This is a genomic window from Paenirhizobium naphthalenivorans (assembly GCF_007992095.1).
GTDB classification, from domain to species: domain Bacteria; phylum Pseudomonadota; class Alphaproteobacteria; order Rhizobiales; family Rhizobiaceae; genus Allorhizobium; species Allorhizobium naphthalenivorans.
Map to the genome: position 1 here is coordinate 22508 of NZ_BJZP01000024.1, position 20825 is coordinate 43332.

The 20825-nt window shown below is 61.6% G+C and carries 19 protein-coding genes and 1 other RNA gene; 9 read left to right on the forward strand and 11 right to left on the reverse strand.

Annotated features, from left to right (window positions below):
• Nucleotide 1: 1 nt before the first annotated feature.
• Nucleotides 2-895 carry a tRNA (adenosine(37)-N6)-dimethylallyltransferase MiaA gene (miaA, locus tag RNA01_RS18590; protein WP_147181669.1) on the reverse strand — a complete coding sequence of 298 codons (894 nt, stop codon included), beginning with the start codon at nt 893-895 and terminating at the stop codon, nt 2-4.
• On the opposite strand from miaA, the gene serB reads away from it, so the two are divergent.
• The 3 genes from serB to RNA01_RS18605 all read left to right on the forward strand — a co-directional run bounded on the left by serB (nt 894) and on the right by RNA01_RS18605 (nt 5025).
• Nucleotides 894-1784: a phosphoserine phosphatase SerB gene (gene serB / locus RNA01_RS18595; protein ID WP_147181670.1), complete on the forward strand. Its 891-nt coding sequence runs from the start codon at nt 894-896 to the stop codon at nt 1782-1784. The genes miaA and serB overlap by 2 nt on opposite strands.
• A gap of 17 nt (nt 1785-1801) precedes the next feature.
• Complete coding sequence (locus RNA01_RS18600; protein ID WP_147181671.1) at nt 1802-2353, forward strand: GNAT family N-acetyltransferase; 552 nt, start codon at nt 1802-1804, stop codon at nt 2351-2353.
• A gap of 284 nt (nt 2354-2637) precedes the next feature.
• A complete protein-coding gene (locus RNA01_RS18605) occupies nt 2638-5025 on the forward strand; it encodes a putative bifunctional diguanylate cyclase/phosphodiesterase (protein ID WP_147181672.1) in 2388 nt (795 codons plus the stop codon).
• Nucleotides 5026-5073: 48 nt separating this feature from the next.
• On the opposite strand, the gene RNA01_RS18610 is transcribed toward RNA01_RS18605, so the two are convergent.
• From RNA01_RS18610 to RNA01_RS18640, 7 genes are all read right to left on the reverse strand, one after another.
• The gene (locus tag RNA01_RS18610; RefSeq protein WP_147181673.1) at nt 5074-6603 is read right to left on the reverse strand and encodes a Do family serine endopeptidase; all 1530 of its coding nucleotides are present in this window, start codon (nt 6601-6603) and stop codon (nt 5074-5076) included.
• 99 nt (nt 6604-6702) lie between these two features.
• Complete coding sequence (locus tag RNA01_RS18615) at nt 6703-6888, reverse strand: DUF2065 domain-containing protein (RefSeq protein WP_147181674.1); 186 nt, start codon at nt 6886-6888, stop codon at nt 6703-6705.
• Nucleotides 6889-6896: 8 nt separating this feature from the next.
• Nucleotides 6897-7823, reverse strand: coding sequence for a protease modulator HflC (gene hflC / locus RNA01_RS18620; protein WP_147181675.1), 927 nt, complete (start codon nt 7821-7823; stop codon nt 6897-6899).
• A gap of 2 nt (nt 7824-7825) precedes the next feature.
• Nucleotides 7826-8917 (reverse strand): FtsH protease activity modulator HflK, encoded by a 1092-nt coding sequence (gene hflK / locus RNA01_RS18625; RefSeq protein ID WP_147181676.1) that lies wholly within the window; start codon nt 8915-8917, stop codon nt 7826-7828.
• A gap of 146 nt (nt 8918-9063) precedes the next feature.
• Entirely contained in the window at nt 9064-9588 is a 525-nt protein-coding gene (locus RNA01_RS18630) for a dihydrofolate reductase (RefSeq protein ID WP_147181677.1), read from the reverse strand.
• A 32-nt stretch (nt 9589-9620) separates the two neighbouring features.
• On the reverse strand, nt 9621-10415 hold the full coding sequence (locus tag RNA01_RS18635; protein WP_147181678.1) for a thymidylate synthase: 795 nt from the start codon (nt 10413-10415) through the stop codon (nt 9621-9623).
• An 87-nt stretch (nt 10416-10502) separates the two neighbouring features.
• Nucleotides 10503-10811 (reverse strand): DUF2853 family protein, encoded by a 309-nt coding sequence (locus RNA01_RS18640; protein ID WP_147181679.1) that lies wholly within the window; start codon nt 10809-10811, stop codon nt 10503-10505.
• Nucleotides 10812-11022: 211 nt separating this feature from the next.
• On the opposite strand from RNA01_RS18640, the gene RNA01_RS18645 reads away from it, so the two are divergent.
• The 6 genes from RNA01_RS18645 to RNA01_RS18670 all read left to right on the forward strand — a co-directional run bounded on the left by RNA01_RS18645 (nt 11023) and on the right by RNA01_RS18670 (nt 13660).
• A complete protein-coding gene (locus RNA01_RS18645) occupies nt 11023-11445 on the forward strand; it encodes an AprI/Inh family metalloprotease inhibitor (RefSeq protein WP_170253532.1) in 423 nt (140 codons plus the stop codon).
• Between the two features lie 60 nt (nt 11446-11505).
• Nucleotides 11506-11874, forward strand: a transfer-messenger RNA (tmRNA) gene (gene ssrA / locus RNA01_RS18650).
• 141 nt (nt 11875-12015) lie between these two features.
• Complete coding sequence (locus tag RNA01_RS18655) at nt 12016-12525, forward strand: SspB family protein (protein ID WP_147181681.1); 510 nt, start codon at nt 12016-12018, stop codon at nt 12523-12525.
• 56 nt (nt 12526-12581) lie between these two features.
• Nucleotides 12582-12773, forward strand: a complete 192-nt coding sequence (locus RNA01_RS18660) for a DUF4169 family protein (protein ID WP_147181682.1) — start codon at nt 12582-12584, stop codon at nt 12771-12773.
• A gap of 95 nt (nt 12774-12868) precedes the next feature.
• Nucleotides 12869-13087, forward strand: a complete 219-nt coding sequence (locus tag RNA01_RS18665) for a ribbon-helix-helix domain-containing protein (protein WP_147181683.1) — start codon at nt 12869-12871, stop codon at nt 13085-13087.
• 192 nt (nt 13088-13279) lie between these two features.
• A complete protein-coding gene (locus RNA01_RS18670; RefSeq protein ID WP_147181684.1) occupies nt 13280-13660 on the forward strand; it encodes a hypothetical protein in 381 nt (126 codons plus the stop codon).
• Nucleotides 13661-13717: 57 nt separating this feature from the next.
• Here the strand turns inward: RNA01_RS18670 and RNA01_RS18675 are convergent, their stop codons facing one another.
• The 3 genes from RNA01_RS18675 to RNA01_RS18685 form a co-directional block, all read right to left on the reverse strand.
• The gene (locus RNA01_RS18675) at nt 13718-15424 is read right to left on the reverse strand and encodes a hypothetical protein (protein WP_147181685.1); all 1707 of its coding nucleotides are present in this window, start codon (nt 15422-15424) and stop codon (nt 13718-13720) included.
• A 107-nt stretch (nt 15425-15531) separates the two neighbouring features.
• Complete coding sequence (locus RNA01_RS18680; RefSeq protein ID WP_147181686.1) at nt 15532-19302, reverse strand: AsmA family protein; 3771 nt, start codon at nt 19300-19302, stop codon at nt 15532-15534.
• Between the two features lie 74 nt (nt 19303-19376).
• Nucleotides 19377-20786, reverse strand: a complete 1410-nt coding sequence (locus RNA01_RS18685) for an FAD-binding oxidoreductase (protein ID WP_147181687.1) — start codon at nt 20784-20786, stop codon at nt 19377-19379.
• Between the last annotated feature and the right edge of the window lie 39 nt (nt 20787-20825).

Consider the following 20825-nt stretch of genomic DNA (forward strand, 5'->3'; position numbering starts at 1 on the left):
CTCAACCGATCCGTTCCCAGCTGTCGTCCATCTGGTTGCGCAACCAGGTCATCTGTCGTTTGGCATATTGCCGGGTGGCCGCCGATGCCTGCTCGATCACCTGTTCCGCCGTCATATCGCCCCGCAGCATGGCGGTGATCTGCGATACGCCGATTGCCTTCACCGCCGGCATTTCGGGTGAAAGACCGAGCCGCAACAAGGCCTCGACTTCGGCAACCGCGCCCTCATCGAACATTTTTTCGAAACGGCGATTGATCCGTTGGTGCAGCACCGAGCGGTCTGGCAGTTTGACGATCTTGCGCGCCCGTTGCGGATCGACGACGACCGGCCCGCGCTTTTCCTGGAACGCAGCGATCGACTGTCCGGTCGCGTCCAACACTTCGAGCGCCCGAACGATCCGCTGACCGTCCTGCCGATTGAGCCTTGCGGCAAGCGCCGGATCCCGCACTTCGAGTTCGCGGTGAAGCACCTCCGCACCTTCCTCCGTCAGCCGCTGCCGCAACCGCTCGCGGATCTCGGCCGGGACCTCCGGCATATCGGAAAGCCCGCCACTAAGTGCCTTGAAGTAGAGCCCCGTGCCCCCGACGATCACCGGCAGCACGCGCTTGGCCCTCAACTCCGCGATCAGCGCCGCCGCCTCGCGTAGCCAGTCACCGGTGGAATAGGCTGCACCGGCCCGCACATGGCCGTAGAGATGATGGGGTATGCCCCCCATCTCCGTCTCGGACGGCCGCGCCGTCAACACCCGCAAGGTGTCGTAGACCTGCATGCTGTCGGCATTGATGACATGTCCACCATGCTGCTTTGCGAGTTCCAGCGCCAGCGCAGACTTGCCGCTGGCGGTCGGTCCGGCTATCAGGATCGCGTCGATGTCGTTTTCAGGATTTTCCATCATGGCCCTCGTTGCCACGCTTCTCGCCAATCCGTCAAATCCGATCCTAACCACAGCACTCGCCGAGCGCGCCGCGGAAAGTCTGAATGCCTCCGGCCTTTACTGGCTGGCGGACGGCATCGCCTGCGACATCGTGCTGAAGGACGGCACGGACGGATCCGTTGCCGAGGCAAGCCTTCGTGCACTGATCGGCGAGCAGAAGATCGACGTCGCCGTGCAAAACGTCGACACCCGGCGGAAGAAATTCCTGATCGCCGACATGGATTCGACCATGATCGGTCAGGAGTGTATCGACGAACTGGCGGCCGAAGTCGGGCTGAAGGACAAAGTCTCGCAGATCACCGCCCGCGCCATGAACGGCGAAATCGCCTTCGAACCGGCACTACGCGAGCGCGTCGCACTGTTGAAGGGGCTGCCGATCAAAGTGGTCGACGAAGTGATTGAAAAGCGCATCACGCTGACGCCCGGCGGACGGGAACTGATCGCCACGATGAAGGCCAAGGGACATTACACGGCGCTGGTATCTGGCGGATTTACCGTTTTCACTGCGCCGATCGCGTCCCGCCTCGGTTTCCACGAGAACCGTGCCAACACCCTTCTGGAACAGGGCGGTTTTCTGACCGGCGAAGTGGCCGAACCGATCCTCGGCAAACAGGCCAAGGTCGATGCACTCCTCGACATTGCCGCCCGCCTCGGCATTGACACCCATGAAGCGATCGCCGTTGGCGACGGAGCCAACGACCTTGGGATGCTGGAACTCGCCGGCTCCGGCGTCGCGCTCCACGCCAAGCCTTCGGTCGCCGCCCAGGCGAAGATCCGCATCGACCACGGCGACCTGACTGCCCTGCTCTATCTCCAGGGCTATCGCAAGACGGATTTCGTCACTCCCTGACGGGGACACAGAGCTTCATGGACCCGATCATTGAAACGCCGCGGCTCATCCTGCGCAACTGGCGCGACGGCGATCGCGACCTGTTTCGCGAGATCAACCGCGATCCCAAGGTGATGGAGTTCTTTCCCTTCCGCCGCACGCCGGCCGAAGCGGACCTGTTGATGGAGCGCATCCGCGCTGTGATCGACGCGACGGGCCTCGGCTTCTACGCGGTCGAACTGAAGGAGAGCGCCGAGCCGATCGGCTTCTGTGGACTGTCAAAGGCGGGTCTCTTCCCGATCCTGCCGGAAAAGACAGTGGAGATCGGCTGGCGGCTTGCCACCCGCTTCTGGGGCCACGGCTACATCACCGAAGCGGCACGCGCGCTTCTGCGATATGGATTCGCCAACAAGGGACTGCCAGAAATCGTTTCCTTCGCGGTCGAAGCAAACCACCGCTCGGTCGCCGTCATGGAGCGGATCGGCATGGAGAGAGTCCCCTCGGGCAGCTTCGATCACCCTCGCGTCCCGGACAGCCATCCACAGTTGCTAAGACACGTGCTTTATCGCATCAGCCCCCCGCGGCCTTGAGCTAACACGCACTCGGTACTGGTTCAAAGAGAGCCCGTCAGAAGCCTCAAACATTGCGGAAGCGCCTGCTTCCAGGACCCGCACACCCGACACGGACAGGCGGGAATAGAAACGATGCTGGTGGTCTTGCATCGCAAAACGGCGGGTGGGCCAATCTTGCATTGCCCGAGAGCAAGTCGAACCATTTTGCTGCATTGTTCAAACGGCAACACTGTCGCCATCCAGATACTTTCAGACTATTTGGCTTCACTAGCTTTTAAGCTATTGCGACTATTCTAATATCAATGAAAACCACCGGCCCCGCTCTTTTCCGTCAGAAACTGCTTTCAACCGGCGACGCATTCCTGCGTCTGGGTGAAGCCGGCCAGACTGCGGCCGAGGCGGAACGTATCCGGGCAATCCGTCTCGCTTCGGTCCTACGCAACACACCGTGGATGATGGCTGCCAACATCGCCAATGCGTCGGTCGCTCTGATTGCCTTTCACAACAGCTCACTGTTCCCCTGGATCGCGGCTTGGACCCTGATGGTCGTCGGCATCGCGCTCGTCACCGGCTTCGGTTCGTGGCAAGGGCGCCGCCTGCCGCCACGCGAGACGGCATCGCTAAGAGGGTCCCGCCGCGCCGTCATTTTTGCAGCCCTGCTGAGCGCCCTTTGGGCGGCTCTCGTCTTGTTGTTCTATGATGGAGCGAACGAGCAACAGCGTCTCGTCATCGTCGCCATCACGGTCGGCATGATGGGCGGCGGCGGGTTTGCACTGGCAACGGTCCCACCAGCGGCAATCACCTTCAGTGTCGTCATGGGCTTGGGGGCATTGGCGGCGCTCAGCTCCGCGACCGAGCCGGTGGGCATTATCCTTCTCGCCCTCTATCTGATCTACGCCGCCATCATCATACGCGCGTCACTTGCGCTCTGCGAGAGCCTGACAATTCGGGTCCGGGCACAGATGGCAGCCGCCGAACAGCGCGATGTCATCGGTTTGCTGCTCAACGACTTTGAGGAACATGCCGCAGATTGGCTGTGGGGCCTTGATCACGACCTGCATTTACGCCGTGCCTCGTCGCGCTTCTTTGAGCAACTGCACTATGACGAAGCCCATGCCTTCGGCCGCCCCTTTTGGGAGCTCTTACCCTGTAGCGGCAGCTCTTGTAGAATGCTGCCCCAAATGAATGGTTCGGATGACCTGCGCCAAATGCTCGAAGGCCGCGCCTCCTTCCGCGATTTCGAAATCTGTGTGATGCGGGATGGCCAGCCGGCCGTGTGGTCGCTGAGCGCAAAGGCCATGGTTGACGCCAAGGGCGAGTTTGCCGGCTATCGCGGTGTCAGCCGCGACGTGACACAGGCGCGCGAGGCACGAAACCGGATCGAGTACATGGCCCGCCACGACAGCCTCACCGACGTCGGCAATCGTATCCTGCTCAACGAAGAACTCGATCGGGCGATCGGGCGCCTCGAGCGATCGGGCGAGCATTTCTCTATCCTTCTGCTCGACCTCGACCGCTTCAAGCAGGTCAACGATATGCATGGCCACAGCGCTGGTGACGAGCTGCTACGCGAGGTCGCCAGCGTACTGAAATCCGCCTGCGGCGACGCCAATATCCTCGCGCGACTGGGCGGCGACGAGTTTGTCGTAATTCACACTGCCATGAACGCACCGCGCGCGGCCACCGAACTGGCGAACAGGCTTGTGGAGGCCCTCTCGCGGCCCTTTGCGCTTTCATCAGGCACCGCCCGTATCGGAGTGTCGATCGGCATCGCCAGCGCCCCGCTCGACGGCAGCAATACCGACATCCTGATGCGCAACGCAGACCTCGCCCTCTACCGCGCCAAGGCGGAGGGCCGAAACCGCTTCCAGTTCTTCGACAGATCACTGGACGCTGCCGCCCGCCGTCGAAATCTGATCGAGCAGGAATTGCGCACAGCTGTAGCTAACGAGTCCCTGACAATGAACTTCCAGCCACTCGTCGACAGCGGCGATGGTCAGGTACTTTGCGTGGAGAGCCTTTTGCGGTGGAACCACGCCACTCTGGGAGCGATCAGCCCGGCGGAGTTCATCCCCATCGCCGAGGACGTCGGCCTGATCGAGCAAATTGGTGCGTGGGTAATCCGCCAAGGCTGCATGACCGCGGCCGCTTGGCCGGAAACGGTGCGGATCGCCGTAAACCTGTCGCCACGGCAATTCGGCGGCACCGGTCTTTATGCCAGCATCGCCGCAGCGCTGCGCGATTCGGGTCTGCCACCGTCCCGCCTTGAGCTGGAAGTCACAGAGTCATTGCTGTTGAAAACCGACACGCTGGTCGAATCGACGCTGACGGCGATCAAGGCGCTCGGCGTTCGCATCGCCCTTGACGATTTCGGCACAGGCTATTCCTCACTCAGCTATCTGCGAAAATATCGCTTTGACAAGCTGAAGATTGATCAGTCCTTCATCTCGGACATAGAGAGCAATCGCGACAGTCGCGCTATCGTCAGCGCCATCATCGCCCTCGGAAGGGACCTCGGCATATCGCTCGCCGCCGAAGGTGTCGAGACCGAAGGACAGTACAAGATCCTACAGACGCTCGGCTGCAGCGAGCTTCAGGGCTACCTCATCGGTCGCCCCATGCCGTCAGATGAACTGTCGTCTTTCCTCACAAGCCGCGCAGCGGCATCATCTGTGCGTCAGCGCGCCTGATCGGAAAGCCTTGACACGGCCAGCCGTTTCAAGGTCCCAAGACAACCGCTATTCGAGCGGAATGGCGACGTGTCGAAGGTTGCCTTCGGCGTCCGAGATCATCATGTAGGCATTGCGCCGTCCCTCGCTCTTGAGGGTGGTCAGCGTCTCTCCGACATCCGCAGGCGTCTCGACGAACTCCTGAGCCACCTCGACGATCACCTGGCCGGGTTCCAGTCCCTTCTCGGCCGCCGGAGACCCCGGCTTGACCGCAGTGATCACAACACCCTCCACGCTCTCGGCGATCGAATAGGTCTTGCGCGCTGCATCGTCGAGCGATCCGATTTCGATCCCGATCGCCCCGACAATTGCCGGTAGCGGCGCGCCCGGTTCGGTCGGCGACTGCTGCTCGCCGCCCTCGTCGCTTGAGCCCATGTTCTCGTCCGGCGCTCCCTCGCCATCCGAGGACGCCGCGTCGGCTGCCTGCTCGTCTTCGAGCCGCCCAAGCTTGACCTTGAGCGTCTGTTCCTTGCCGTCCCGCAGAACCACCACATCGACGGCGGTGCCGACGGCACTCTCGGCAACGATCCGCACGAGACCGCGCGTATCGTCGACGGCCTTGCCGTCGAAGCGAACGATCACGTCGCCGACCCGGATCGGACCATTCTCGACCGGTCCCCCTTTGACCAGACCGCTCACCAACGCGCCGCGCGCCTTGCCGATCTTGAGGCTTTCCGCCACCTCCTCGCTGACCGGCTGGATCCGCACGCCGAGCCAACCTCGGCGTGTCTCACCAAATTCGATCAATTGCTTGATGACGTTTTCGGCAAGCTCCGTCGGAACCGCAAAGCCGATGCCGATCGAGCCGCCACTGGGAGAGATGATCGCCGTGTTGATACCGATCACCTCCCCGTTCATATTGAACAGCGGGCCACCGGAATTACCCTTGTTGATCGCGGCATCGGTCTGGATGAAGTTGTCATAAGGCCCGGCGTTGATATTGCGACCGCTGGCCGAAATGATGCCGACCGTGACCGTGCCACCCAAACCGAATGGGTTGCCGATCGCCATAACCCAGTCGCCGATCCGCATCTTGTGGGAGTCGCCAAACCTGACGGCCAAAAGCGGTGCCTGCGGCTCGACCTTCAAAACCGACAAATCGGTCTTGGGATCGGTGCCGATCAACTTGGCCTTGAGCTTGGAGCCGTCTGGGAAGATTGCCTCGATGTCGTCGGCGCCTTCGATCACGTGATTGTTGGTGACGATGAAGCCCGCAGGGTCGATGACGAAACCCGAACCGAGCGAATTGACCTTGTTATTACCGCTGCCATCGCCGCGATTCTTGAAAAAATCCTCGAACAACTCCTGGAAGGGCGAACCCTCCGGCACCTGCTGCACCGGCCCATCGCCTTCTTCCTTGACGTTCTGCGACGTGGAAATATTGACCACCGCGCCGAGCAGGCCCTGCGCGAGGTCAGCCACGGATTCCGGTCCCTGGGCAAGGGCCGGACGCGCCGCACCGAGAGAGCCCATCACCAGAGCCGCACCGAGCAGCATGGCTGGAATAAGAGGGTGAGACTTGGCGGCAGTGCGGATCATGCAGGCTTCCTCTTGGGAATGGCGTCGTTTTTGGCCGCAGCATAAGGCGGAAAAATGAAAGGGGAAATCAGTTTCACAGGGCGCATCGTCAGTCGAGGATCAGCCGCGCACCAGCCAGACGAGGCCAACACCGCAGGTGACGGCGATCAGGCCGGCAAGCCGTAATTGCTCCGCCGGTATGGACGGGAGCAATTGGGCCATTTTCACAAGAAAACGAGGGGCCAGCACGTAGACCAGCCCCTCGATAATCAGGAAAAAGGCAAAACCTGCGAGCAGATCCGCCATGGCGACCGTCAATTGCCGGTGAACGGAGCGGCGGGAGCCGCCGGCGAAGCCGGAGCCGCGCCTTGCGCATCGTTGAAGAAGCGGAAGAAGTCCGACTTCGGCGAAAGCACCATCGTCGTTCCACTGTTGCTGAGCGCTCCGGTATAGGCCCGCATCGAGCGATAGAACTCGAAGAAGGCTTCGTCGCGCCCGAAGGCCTCACCGAAGATCCGGTTGCGCTCGGCATCACCCTGACCGCGCAGGACTTCCGAATCGCGCTGGGCACCCGCCTGCAATTCGACGACCTGACGGTCGGCGATGGCGCGGCGGCGCTGGCCTTCTTCGTTACCGCGGGCGCGGATCAGTTCCGCCTCAGCCAGACGCTCCGCCTTCATGCGCTCGAAGGTCTGCTGCGAGACTTCCTGCGTGAGGTCGGTGCGGCGGATGCGCACGTCCGAGATGGTAATGCCGAGCGATTCCGCGTCGACCCGGAGATCATCGCGAACCTCCTGCATCATCGATGCACGGGCATCCGACAGGGCGGCCTCGAAGCCGCGCAGACCGTAGACCCGGCGCAGCGAGGCGTCGAGACGCGTGCGCAGGCGCGATTCGGCAGATTCCCGGTCGCCGGATACGGTTTCGCGGAAGCGACGAGCATCGGTGATCTTGTACACCACGAAAGCATCGACCTCGTAGAACTTACCGCCCGAGACCTGGACACGGATGTTGTCGAGGTCAAAGCGTAGCGCCTGATCCTGAACATACTGGACACGATCGGCATCGGCGAAAGCAAAGGGCAGCTTGAAGTAAAGGCCCGGCTCGCTGTGGACGGCCTGGATCTGGCCGAAGCGGACCACGATTGCCTGCTGGCGCTCGTTGACGACGAAAACCGAGGAATAGATCAGCAGCAGCACAGCTGCGAGGCCGATCAGGACATAGGCGAGACGATTGGACATGATCACTTGTCTCCCTGCGTCTGGCCCATCCGGCCAATTTCGTTGAGCGGCAGATAGGGCACCACGCCACTCTGGTTTTCGTCGATGATCACCTTGTTCGAATTCTTCAGAACCTGCTCCATGGTTTCGAGATAGAGGCGCTTGCGGGTGACCTCCGGCGCCTTGCTGTATTGCTCGTAGATGTCGACGAAGCGTTGCGCCTCACCCTCGGCTTCCTTAACGACACGATCCTTGTAGGCGGCCGCTTCTTCGCGCATCTGCGCGGCCTGACCGCGGGCCTGACCAAGCTTCTGATTGGAGTACTTGTTGGCCTCTTCGACGAAACGGTCTTCATCCTGCTCGGCGCGCTGCACTTCGTCGAAGGCGTCGGCGACTTCACGCGGCGGAGCCGCATCCTCGATCGCCACCGCATTGATGGAAATGCCGGCACCATAGGTGTCCATCGTCCCCTGGATGATCCCCTTCACGTCTGCGGCGATCCCCTGACGGGCGTCGCGGAAGATGTCCTGTGCGGGCCGACGGCCGACCACTTCGCGCATGGCGCTTTCGGCCACCTGCTGCAAGGTCTGCTGCGGGCTCTCAAGATTGAAAAGATAGGATTTGGGGTCGCTGACGGTATAGAGAACAGAGAACTGCACGTTGACGATGTTCTGATCACCGGACAGCATCAACCCGGAACCCGACGAGGACGAAGCCTTGGCGCCGATGTTCTGCTGCTGTTCCGTGACCTTGACGATCTCGACCGTTTCAAGCGGCCAAAGATGAAAATGCAGGCCGGGCATGGCCACTTCGTCCTTCGGCTTGCCGAAGCGCAGTTCCACGCCGCGCTCATCCGGCTGGATGGTATAGATCGCCTGCATGAGCCAGAAAGCACCAAGAACCAGAACGAGAACAGCGATCACGCCGCCGTTGAAGCCGCCTGGGATGATATTTTTCAGCCGGTCCTGACCACGCCGGATCAGATCTTCGAGATCTGGGGGCGTATTGCCGCCACCGCCGCCACGCGGCCGGTTCGGCCCCTGCCCCCAGGGGCCCTGATTGTTACCGCCGCCGCCGCCCCATGGACCGCCGCCGTTCTGATTGCTCCAGGGCATTCATACCTCTTAACTTGAAATTCTCTCCCGATGCCTGCGCGGCTACCTTTCGGCCCCTCGCGGACGCTATTCCCGTTATAGGGATCGGCATCAAGGCTTTCAACGTAAAGCACTTAACTTCTTCGCGAGCTGCGGGAAATAATACGTTATGCCGCAGGTCTTCGCCGGTAGACGGCGTAACGCGTCGGATAGTTGTCCTTCTCGCCCGCGGCGAAAGGCGTTTCCTCGATTTTTTCGAAGACCTCTGGATCGATCGCCGGAAAGACCGTGTCACCCTCGATCATGGCCTCGATGTGCGTCACATGCAGCGTGTCGGCCAACGGTAGCGCCTGCCGATAGATCTCCCCCCCGCCGGCGACGCATATCGCGTCGACGCCCGAGGCGATGGCGATCTCCTTCGCCCGTGCCAGCGCAGCCTCCAAGTTAGAAGCCGTCTCGACGCCCGGCCCTTCGATCGCCGGACCACGACTGACTATTACGTGCGGCCGGCCAGGCAAGGGCTTGCCGCCGACCGACTCGAAGGTCTTGCGTCCCATCACCAGAGGCTTTCCCACGGTCAGCGCCTTGAACCTCTTGAGGTCGGTCGATAGCTTCCACGGCATATCTCCGTCCCGACCGATCACCCCGTTTTCCGCCATGGCGACGACGATAGCTATATTGGGTTGGTTCATTGCCTGCCTTCCGTCGACGAAACCGGACGCCCTCAAACGGCGATCGGCGCCTTGATGCTTGAATCCGCTTCGTAACCTTCGAGGGTAAAGTCCTCGAACTTAAAGGCAAACAGATCCCCGATCTTGGGGTTGATGCGCATCGTCGGCAGCCGCTTCGGGCTGCGCGAAAGTTGCAGCTTGGCCTGCTCGAAATGATTGGCGTAGAGATGGGCGTCGCCGAGCGTATGAACGAAATCTCCGGGCTCAAGACCCGTCACCTGCGCCACCATCATCGTCAACAGCGCATAGGAGGCGATGTTGAAGGGAACGCCGAGAAAGATGTCGGCCGAGCGCTGATAGAGCTGACAGGACAGTTTTCCGTCGGCGACGTAGAACTGGAACAGGCAATGACAAGGCGGAAGCGCCATTTCATCGACCTCCGCCGGATTCCAGGCGGTGACGATATGGCGGCGCGAATTCGGGTTCTTCCAGATGCCCTCGACGAGATTGGCGATCTGATCGATATGCCCCCCCTCGCCGTCCGGCCAGGACCGCCATTGCGCACCATAGACCGGACCGAGATCGCCGTTTGCATCGGCCCATTCGTCCCAGATCGTCACGCCGTGCTCCTTCAGATAGGCGATATTGGTATCGCCCCTCAGGAACCACAGCAATTCATGGATGATCGAGCGCAAATGCAGCTTCTTGGTCGTGGTGACCGGAAAACCGTCAGAAAGGTCGAAGCGCATCTGGTAGCCGAACACCGAACGGGTGCCCGTGCCAGTACGATCGCCCCGATCGGAGCCGGTCTCCATCACGTGGCGCAAGAGGTCGAGATATTGCTTCATGGTTTGGCCGCCGATTCCTGTTCGGCGGTAATGTAGCGTCGCGGAGCGGCCGAACCAAGCAGCCGCTCCGGTTTTCCAAGGTTGGTGTCAGAGGTCGCCGAGCTTGCCGAGTTCCTTGGCCACCAGATAATAAAACGTCACGCGTGACTTGCTGTTGTCGCCCTTCATTGCAGCACAGACGGCATCGACCGCCTTGTCGGCGGCATCCCCCGTCACGCCGAGCTTCTTGCCACACCACTTCTCCTTGACGCGGCCAAGTTCGACCGGATCGGAGGCGGCGACCAGGGACGAATCCCGATTGCGAAGGGCAATGCCCAGGTGGCGCACGATCTTTTGGACCACCGCCTCGTCGGCATTGGCATCGTAAAGCTTCACATCTGCGAGATAGTCCGTCATGGGCCTCTTCCTTTCGCTTGAACGCGGGCGTCTCATACGCGCTCGCTTGATAAGCAGAATGTGAGAGTGAGCCATGGCCGTCAAGCGCCATGCATCGCGCTGCAAGGATCGGAACGAAAAAACCGCCGCGCGGATTGTATTTTCGCAAGAGACCGGCGATGAAAACGAAGAGGCCGGGCGCCACGGAACCAGCAGACAAAGGACATTCGAAATGACGTTCAATCGGCTGATACTGGCACTTCTAACGGCGCTATCTCTCTCGAGCCTCGTCCCTCCCGCCCACGCGCAGTCGGGTGCCTCCCCGCGTTTTCTCGGCACATGGACTGTCGTTGCCGGCAATTCCGGCGGCAAATGCCAGATCACGCTCATGAGCCGGCAACGCGCCGGCCATTTGGCCGCCCGTGCGGTCTCGTGTCGCGGTCCGCTCGCAAGGGTCAGCGGCTGGGCGCATTGGCGCAACGGCTTCACATTGCTCGACCGGGAAGGCCGGCAGATTGCCAGCCTCAGCCCCGCCCGCGGCATTATGACCGGCCGCCTGCCGGACGGCTCGCTCGTCATCATGCGCCCGGGCGCCGGGCGACGGACAGACGCGACGCAGGCTCCGGCAGCCGGCCGCAATGCGCACCGCCCCTAAGGCCGGTTGATGTCAACTTTTGATGCGCGATTCAAATCTGATGAATGCGCAAGCATGACACCCCTTTTCATCGGCGAATGAACCACCTATATGTGTCTCGCCGGCCTTCGGGTCGGATATGGCGATAAACGGTCGGTGTAATAAACCTATTGGACCCGGGGGCGGTACCCGGCGCCTCCACCAAAAACCGGTCGGTCCTTGATGACCGGCTTTTGATGGGGGCGAAATAGGATCGACAAGGGTGTAAAGATCGAACTTTTGCTCGGCATGATACCGCCGTTATCGGGTCACAAGTGTAGTTGCAAACGACAACAACGCTAAGGGTTATGCTCTCGCTGCCTAATGGCGGTGCGGGAAATCCGAACCAAGTCCTCTAGGTTAGCCCCTTGAGGCGGGGTCCGAAGGCACCTGGCAACAGAAGCCTTCACCTTCTCTCGCCTTTGCCTACCTTCCTCTTTTCAAATCGTGTAATATGCTTCGTCATGACTCGATAGACGGGGGCTTTCCCCGAATCCGGCGTCGTGGCATATAGCCGCGCAAAGACGCCAAGCAAGAGAAAGACAGGATCATATGGGGCAGGACCATATTCGCTACGACATTCTGGCTCAGGACGCGCTGCGCGGTGTCATCCGCAAGGTTTTGACCGAGGTCGCAGCCACAGGCCGTCTTCCGGGTGACCACCACTTCTTTATTACCTTCCTGACTGGCGCGCCGGGCGTACGCATCTCCCAGCACCTCAAGGCCAAATATGCCGAGCAGATGACTATTGTCGTCCAGCATCAGTTCTGGGACCTGAAGGTAACCGACAGCCAGTTCGAGATCGGTCTATCCTTCTCCGATACACCGGAAAAGCTGGTTATACCGTTCAACGCCATTCGTGGCTTCTACGACCCATCGGTCAATTTCGAACTCGAATTTGACGTGCCTTTGGCCGACGAAGAGGAAGAAAGCGCCGAGATCACCGCCTATCCGCTCACAGCTGGCGAGCGGACCGAGGATCAGGCCGAGCCCACGGCAGGAGACGAAGAGAAAAAGCCGGCTTCCGTCGTCTCGCTCGACGCCTTCCGCAAGAAGCAGTAACGCCACAAAACCTGGGCGCCGTCATTCGATGGCGCGCATCGTTCCGGAAAAAAGGCATGAGCGCAGACGTCGTCAATCTCCGCCAGTTCCGCAAGGTCAAGGCCCGCTCGGAAAAGGAAAAGCAGGCGGACCAGAACCGCCTGACCTTCGGCCGCACCAAGGCCGAGAAAAACCTGACAAAAGCACTGAACGCCAAGGCGGAAAGAACGCTCGATCAAGGCCGGATCGAAGAGCCAGAAGACAAATAGCTCGACCGGCAAAAGCATTTCCCGATCAAGCACCTACCCGCTTTCGCGGAATCACTTTCCCAAGGACTTGAATCGATCTGCTAAGCTGAGGTGCGATGATCCGCAAGCATTCCATCACCCTGCACGGCCACCGCACCAGTTTCTCACTCGAGGAGCCGTTCTGGGACGAACTGAATGTGATCGCGCAAGAACGCCAGATCCCGCTCGCCGCCCTCGTCGCCGAGATTGACGAGCAGCGCGACCCGCGCACCAATCTCTCCTCTGCCGCCAGACTCTATGTTCTCGCCCGTTTGAAAGCGGCCCCGCCCGGCTGACGCAGCAGCAGGGTGGTACGCACAAAATTATAACCAACAACCATTCATTAAGAAAATCGTTCTAGCATTCTACATGCCCGACGACGTTTGCTTCGATGCCCCATATTTTAAGCCCGAGTAACGCGTACAGACCCATCGAAACACCTGCGTGACGTGGCTTTTTAAAAGCTCTTTTTCGATAGGAATTCAAAGATGGTAACCGCAATTTCCTCAGCATCCGCAAACACATCCACCAGCACAGTTGCCTCCAGCGGTTCGTCCGGCGGCGCGTTGAAGTCGTCGATCGCCAAGCTCGAAAGCAAGATCGCCTCCAAGGAAGACGAACTGTCGTCGGCCGAAACCGACGATCAGGAGTCCGAGATCAATGACGATCTGACCGAACTGCGGGCCGAACTGGCCAAGCTCGAGGCGCAGGCGGCCCAGATGGAAGGAGCCGAACAGACCGAGAAACCCCAGAATCCCCCGGAGGGGAAAGAGGGCCGCCCATCCCGCATGTCAGGCGAAAGCGATAAGATCGGCACGACAAACTTCGACCAAGAGCCGCCTTTCGGCGAGCGCTACGCATACGTCTGAGCGTAAGTCTCAGTCCTTCCGAACGAAGGCGGCCGGCAACGGTCGCCTTTTGGCCTTTCAGGGGATGTTCTCTCGTGGCGGGCACGGGACGAAACGCGTAGAACCATCGGCATCGAGCGCACCGGTAGCAGAAAGCGACATGAGCGCGGCACCGTCCCGTTCATAAACGTGGCGATCGAGCCAGAACTCCGCCTCGCCCGAGCACAGGAGATCGACCACCAAGCTTTCCTTGAGAAGGGTTGCCGCGCCGAAAACACAGCCATACTCGTAGCCCCGCACCGTCGCCTTGCGCTTGTCAGCGCCATATTCAAAGGTCAGCGGTCCCATGCCACAGGAATCCTCGGACTCCGGCACGGCCCCCTCGGAGGCGAAACCATCCTTCACCTTGGCCAGCTCGGCAACCAGGGCAACGACCTTATCGTCCAGCGCGGCATCTGTCTGATAACCCCAGGTCTCGAGCCGCCACCCGACAGCCTCGGCGAAATCCTTGAAACGCTTGCGCCCTTGGCAGGCCTTGCTGTCGTCGCAGTCGAGAAAATTGCTTTCCATCTGCCGGTCGATCTCTTCAAGCGACACCAACTCAAGTGCCGCCGGATAATAGCCGAGCAGCGCGGCATTACCGAGGGCGCCAGCGCAGATACCGGCGCTCGACTGCTGGAAACACGAGCGCATGGACGACGTGAGCCGCCGCTCGACAACCGGCCGGAATGCAGCCTCCCGCGTCACGTCGCGCACCTCGCCATCCCGAAGCGCCATGATCCTCACCGGCGGCAGGGATTCGACATAACTGGAAAACGCATAGAGAAAGCGGTCGTCGCCCAGGTCGAATTCGACATCACCGTCCCCATCCAGATCCGCCGGTTTGATGCCGAATCCGTCGAAAACTCCGAGGTCGATGGTCTTCACCGCTTCAGTGCTGGCAAAGGCGAACGCCACCGCCGTGCAGCAATGGGCGCCCCCACTGAAAGAGGTGAAGACCACGCCTTGCTCGCCCCACTGCAACGGATAGATGCCGATCTGTCCGCGCGCCATATCGTCCGGCCCGGTTTCCAGCCGAATGGTCGTTTCACCCCTCTCCCGGTGGCGAACGGTTAGGACCGCCGTCGCAGTCCCCTCGTCGCTCTCCTCGCCACTCAGCACCGCCGTCCAGTCCTCGCCGCGATAGGTTCTGCCAAAATCGGCACGGCTCCAATCGATCATCGCACCACTGCCAAGCGTCATCTCCTTCTGCTCGGAGGTTTCCGTCGGCACGGTCCGGCCGAATTCGCCACGCTCCAGCGCCCGGGCGCAATCGCCAATCTGGCTGATCGTATCGCTCGAACCGGACAGCGAGAACGGACCGTAGCTGACATTATCGACACTGATCGACAGGCGCGAGGCGCCGCGCAAAGCCGACATGAAGCTGGCGTTCGGATTGGTCAGGTAGAGACCGCCGGAGCCGTTTGTGATATTGGCCCGCATCGTGCCGGTCCAACGCCGGCGGTCAGTGTGGGCAACGATGTCATAGTCCTGCTCATGCGTCAGCCAGCCTAGCTTGGTGCTGGCGATCAGGACAACAATGACTTTGGTGTTCGGCCGAATGAAGAAGAGGCCGTCCTTCGCACCTTTGGGGCTGGCGATGCAGACCTTGTCCTGGCGATCATAGCTGATCGTCCAACCGCGGTTCTCGGTATACGGTAGATAGCGGTCCGCTGCGAGGGCCGCGCCGGCGGCCCCGGCCAGAGCGACAAACAGCGAGAAAAACACGACAAGCATACGAAACATGACAAAGCCCCTCTTGACCCGCCGGCTTCCTGGACCAGCAGGCAGCCCGAGCCTAGGCGAGCATTCGCTCATAGACAAGCGGCGACGCCATCCCGACCCCTAGGGCTTTAGTTGACGCCTGGCAGCCCATCGAAACGTAAGGGCACCGGAGGCAGAGAACCACCACGTGTCACGCCCTGCGCCGGCGGCACGGGCATTTGCGGTGCTTGCGGCATGCTGTCGGACGTCGATGGCGTCTCTGTCACCTCGGCCGGCGTCTCGGTGCCCAGAGCATCGTTCGTCGCCTCACGGGCCGCCTTGTCAGCCGCCGCTTTGCGATCAGCCTCTTCCCTGGCTCTCGTTTCCGCCTCCGCCTTCAATCGCGCCTCTTCGGCGAGCCTTGCCCGCTCGGCCTCGGCGGCCCTGGCACGCTCCTCGACGCGATGGCTATAGAGCGCCGCCTCACGTCGCAGTCGCTGTTTTTCAAGTACATTCGACTGCAATGTCTCGACCCGGCGACGCTCACGCTCGAAGGCCCGTAGCGAAAGGAAATTGGTCATGTCGCTGACGTCGATCTGGCGCCCCTGCGCGCCGACATCGCCGGAGAATTTCAGGCGCACCGCCGGCTCCGCGCCGGCAAGCGCTTCGTCGCCCGCCACATAGGCGATGCGAATCTCGGCCTCCATCTGCCGCGACCCGAGATCGACCCGCGCTGTGCCGTCGAGCTTTGCGGTCTCGTTGGCCAGCGCAAGCGCGGCGACCCGAAGCATGCCGTCGCTAATGTTGAACGGAACCTCGACATCGGCAAAGACGCTCGATGCGCCGCCGAACAAGGAGCCGACCAGCCCCGCCACCTTCTCACCCGTTACATCTCCTTGGATCGCATCCGCCTCCGGCAGAAGCTTGGCCAGGAGTTCGCTGTCCAGACGCCGCACGTCAAGCGCCGGAACCTTCACCGTGCCCGACCCATTCGTCGCCTTGAGCAGATCCGCCACACTCTGGCCGGTCGCCTCAGCGACAAGGTCGAGATCGAACTTGCCTTGGAGCACCGCCCCGTCAGCCCCGGCACCCAACGCATCCTCCACGAGAGAAAGCTCCGCCTGACGAAGCGCGATACGTCCCTGATAGAAACCGTTGCCGTCGGTGTTGGCGATCATCAGCCGGCCGCTCATCGTGCCACCTAGCCACTGGCCCGCCGCATCCTCGAGCGTCAGCTGACCGCCCGCACCCTTGAGCTTTGCTGAGAAATCAGAGATGGAACCGAAGGCTCCGGGCGAGAAACTCCGGGCTTTGACCGCTAGATTGAATTCGAGATCGTCGCGGGGGGGGGGAAGCGGCGAGACGGTGAGCACGTCGGTCGCCGCGTCCGTGATAGGCCCCAGCACCCCTTCGGCCAGCCAGGTCAGATCGATACTGTCGAGGGCGATGTCGCCTCCAACCATGGGCACCGCGCCGTTCCAGTCGATCGAGAGTGCCCCGCTGATGCGATTGCCGGCAGCTTCAGCGTCAATCGCGGAAATCTCGGCCTTACCCTCGGCAAAAGCCAGTTGGGCACCAAGACGCGCCGGCAATCCTGTCCCGCCCTGGGGCACAACGATGCCGGTCATCATCAGATAGGGTTCGAGGTCGGGGCTATCGAGCCTGACCGTACCGCTGCCCTTCGGAAACCCGGCTGCAGCAAGGGCGATCTTGCCACGCGCCGAAAGCGTCGTGCGGCCGGCGGCGAAGGTCAGCGTAGCGTCGGCCGGCGCATTGCCGGCACCGTTGACGCTGAATTGCAGCCGTCCGCTATCGCCACCGTCAATCGGCAAAGGATCGAGGCCTGCCTGCCCGAGCAGAACCAGCGCCTGTGGATTCTCCAGCATCGCCGATAGATTGAACTTCGCGTCACCGGAGATCTTCGCCAGATCATCGACACCGTAATCGACGGCGATACGGCTGCCGTTCGACGTCCCGGCGATCTTGACTGCCATGCCGCCGCCGGCCGCATCGCCGAAAACCAAGCTGGCCGTAAGATTGCTTTGGGAAAACCATGCCGCGCTTTTCACCAGCCGCACCGCGAGCGGATGGGCCGGCAGCCGCCCGGAGATCAGCGCGAGGAAGGGGCCAGGATCGTCCGAGGAAAGCGCCACCTGTGCCTTGCCCGAGGGCTTGGTAAGCGGCCCCTTGACCGTACCGCTGGCCTTAAGCGCCGCACCGGCCAGGTCGCCGACATTCAGCCGATCGACGACAAGGCTTGCGCCGTCATAGGTAAAGACCGTCTCGACGTCGCGCGCCGCCATGCCGTAGCCGGTAAGTTGACCAACCTTGAGCCGCGTGGCGATCTTCTCGGCCAGCAGCGCCTGGTCACCGCCCTCCCCGACGATCAGGCCGGCCACAGCCCGCGCCGCGTCGAGATCCATTTCATTGCCAGTGAGATCGATCGAGAGGTTCGGCGCCGCCTTGTCGAGCGACTGCCGTTCCAGCCGGCCGTTGAGCAATGCCGGCCCGATGGCGAGTTCCAGTTTCTCGAATCGCTGGATCTGCGGCGTCAAGTTGACCGCGGCGGAAAAGCCCATGGACTTCAACTGGCGGATGGTCGGCTCGACACCGCCCGAAATCCAAGTCGATAACCCGGAGGGCTGCGTCGAGGCTACCAGCAGGTCGCCGTTGAACGAAGGTTCCGTCCCGAGTAACAGTCGCCCCTTGGCCTCCACCTGCGTGCGCCCCGGCAGCACGACAACCGCTCTCTCGACGTTCCAGCCACGCCCGTCCGGTCGGACATCAAGCGTGACGTCGCGCAGAACCGTGTCGCCAGCAACGATCGCCGGAAGCCTGAGCGTCGCCTTTCCCGGCAAGTTCGGAATGGGAATCTCGCTCGCCATGGCAATCAGAAGATCGAGCCGATCCCGCACCGACCCGGCCGCATTGCGCCCGGTCTTGCCCTTGGCGCTCTCGTTGGCGAGGCGGTTGACATCGACCTGCTGACCTTCCGCCGTCAGCAGGAATTCCGGATGGGCGCCGGTGTCGAGCTTGGCTTCGCCGGTCACCACATAGGGGTCGGCTGCCTCACCCAGTTCGAACCGGTAGGACTTGACAGCGATGCGCTCATTGGTGAGTTCGAAATCGCCCTTGGCCCGCGGCGCCGGCGTCTTCGCCGCGCCCTTGTCCGGCCCTGTACCTTTCCAGACCGCCTGGAAATGGCCCCGATAAGCGGGCCTGCCCTCTTGCAGCGACAGGTCGCCATCGAGCTCGATGTCGAACGGCCGGGCATCGGGCTGTAAACGCAGCTTCAGGGAGATCGCCTCGGCGCCGACCTCCGGCTGAAGGCTGGAGAGGAAGAAACGGCCGGCTTCGCCGTCGAGCGACGCCTTGCCGTCGACCGACCACGGGCCCGCCAGCGAACGCGCCGACATATCGGCATCTATCCCGGTGAACTTGCGGGTTCGCCCGGTCTGCTCATCGATGAACTCGATCTCGCCACCGACGACCTGCACCTTTTCCAGCACCACCGTGCGCGCCGGGATTTCAGCGCTGCTGCCGCGCAGCCAGTCAAGCGTGCCATCGGCCAGCAAACGGATCCGCGCCTTGGGCTCTTCAACCCGCATGTCGAAAATACGCGCCTCGCCCGAGAGAAGCGGCGCAAGCTCGGCATTCATGGAAAAACGGGCGACATGCACCAGCGGTTCGCCATCCTTATCCGTACCAACCGTCACATCATACAAGGTGACCGAGGGAAACGGCAGCAGGCGGGCCTTCACCTCACCGTGGACGCTGACCTTCTTGCCGAGGATACGGCTCGCCTGACTCTCGAAATCCTTGCGGAAATCGGTCCAGTCGACGAACAAGGGGGCCAGTAGCGCCGCAAACAGCGCGACAACCAGCAGCCCGCCGAGGAAAACCAGTATGCGTCCGAGCACGTCCTGCGACTCCCATCACTTCCGGCGCAAAGGTAATGCAATTCCCGACGGGGGCAAGCCGCAAGGGCAGAGCCTCACATGCGGAAGATCTTGCCAGGGTTGAATATATTCTCAGGGTCGAGGCTCTTCTTGATCGAGCGCATCAGCGGGATGGCCGAGCCGAGTTCCTGTTCCAGGTAGCTCATTTTTCCCTGGCCGATGCCGTGCTCGCCGGTGCAGGTGCCTTCCATGGAAAGCGCCCGCGCGTTGAGCCGCCCCATGAAGGCCTCGGCCCGCGCCAGATCAGCCGGGCTCTTATCATCGAACAACATCAGAACGTGGAAATTCCCGTCACCGGCATGACCGACGATCGGCGCAAGAAGCCCCGTCTCCCGAATGTCCGCCTGGGTCTCGGCAACGCAATCGGCGAGCTTGGAAATCGGGACGCAGACGTCGGTCGAAAGCCCGTTCAGCTCAGGCGCAAGCGCCCGCCCGGCCCAATAGGCGTTGTGACGCGCCTTCCACAGCTGCGCCCGTTCCTCGGCATTGGCCGTGTAGTGGAATTCCTCGGACTCGAATTCGGCGGCGATTTCCTTGAACTGCTCCGCCTGCAAGGCCACTGTCTCCTCGGTCCCGTGGAACTCGACGAACAGTGTCGGCTTTTCCGGGTAGGAGAGCTTGGAATAGGCGTTTACCGCCTTCATCTGCATTTCGTCGAGCAGTTCGATACGCGCGACCGGAATGCCCATCTGGATCGTCATGATGACGGTATCGCAAGCGGCCTTGAGGCTTGGGAAAGCGCAAACGCCACCGGAAATCTTGGCCGGAATACCCTGGAGCTTCAAGGTGATCGAGGTGATGATGCCGAGCGTGCCCTCGGCTCCGACAAACAGTCGCGTCAGGTCATAGCCGGCCGATGACTTGCGCGCGCGTTGCGCGGTCCGGATCTCCTCACCGTCGGCGGTGACGACGGTGAGTGCAAGGACATTGTCCTTCATCGTGCCATAGCGGACCGCGTTGGTGCCGGATGCCCGCGTCGAGGCCATACCGCCGATTGAGGCATTGGCGCCGGGATCGATCGGGAAGAACAGGCCGGTGTCGCGCAGATAGGTATTGAGCTCCTCACGGGTAATGCCCGGCTGGACCGTGCAGTCAAGGTCCTCGGCGTTGACCGTCAGAACCTTGTTCATTCGGGTGAAATCGACCGAAATGCCACCGCTCGGCGCATTGATGTGCCCCTCGAGCGAAGAGCCTGTACCAAACGGGATCATCGGCACCTTATGCGCCGCGCAGGTCTTCACCACCGTCTTCACGTCTTCACTCGTCTCGACGAAGACGACGCCGTCCGGCAGTTGGGCCGGCAGATAGGATGTCGTGTGGCTGTGCTGCTCGCGGAAGGATTGTCCCGTCTGGAAGCGCTCGCCGAAACTCTGCTTGAGGATGCCCAAAACCGCGGCGATCCCCTCCTGGTTGCGAACTCCTGCGACGACATCCTTCAAGGCCATGCGAACTGTCTCCTCCACTCTGCCGTCCCGGCAGCATGC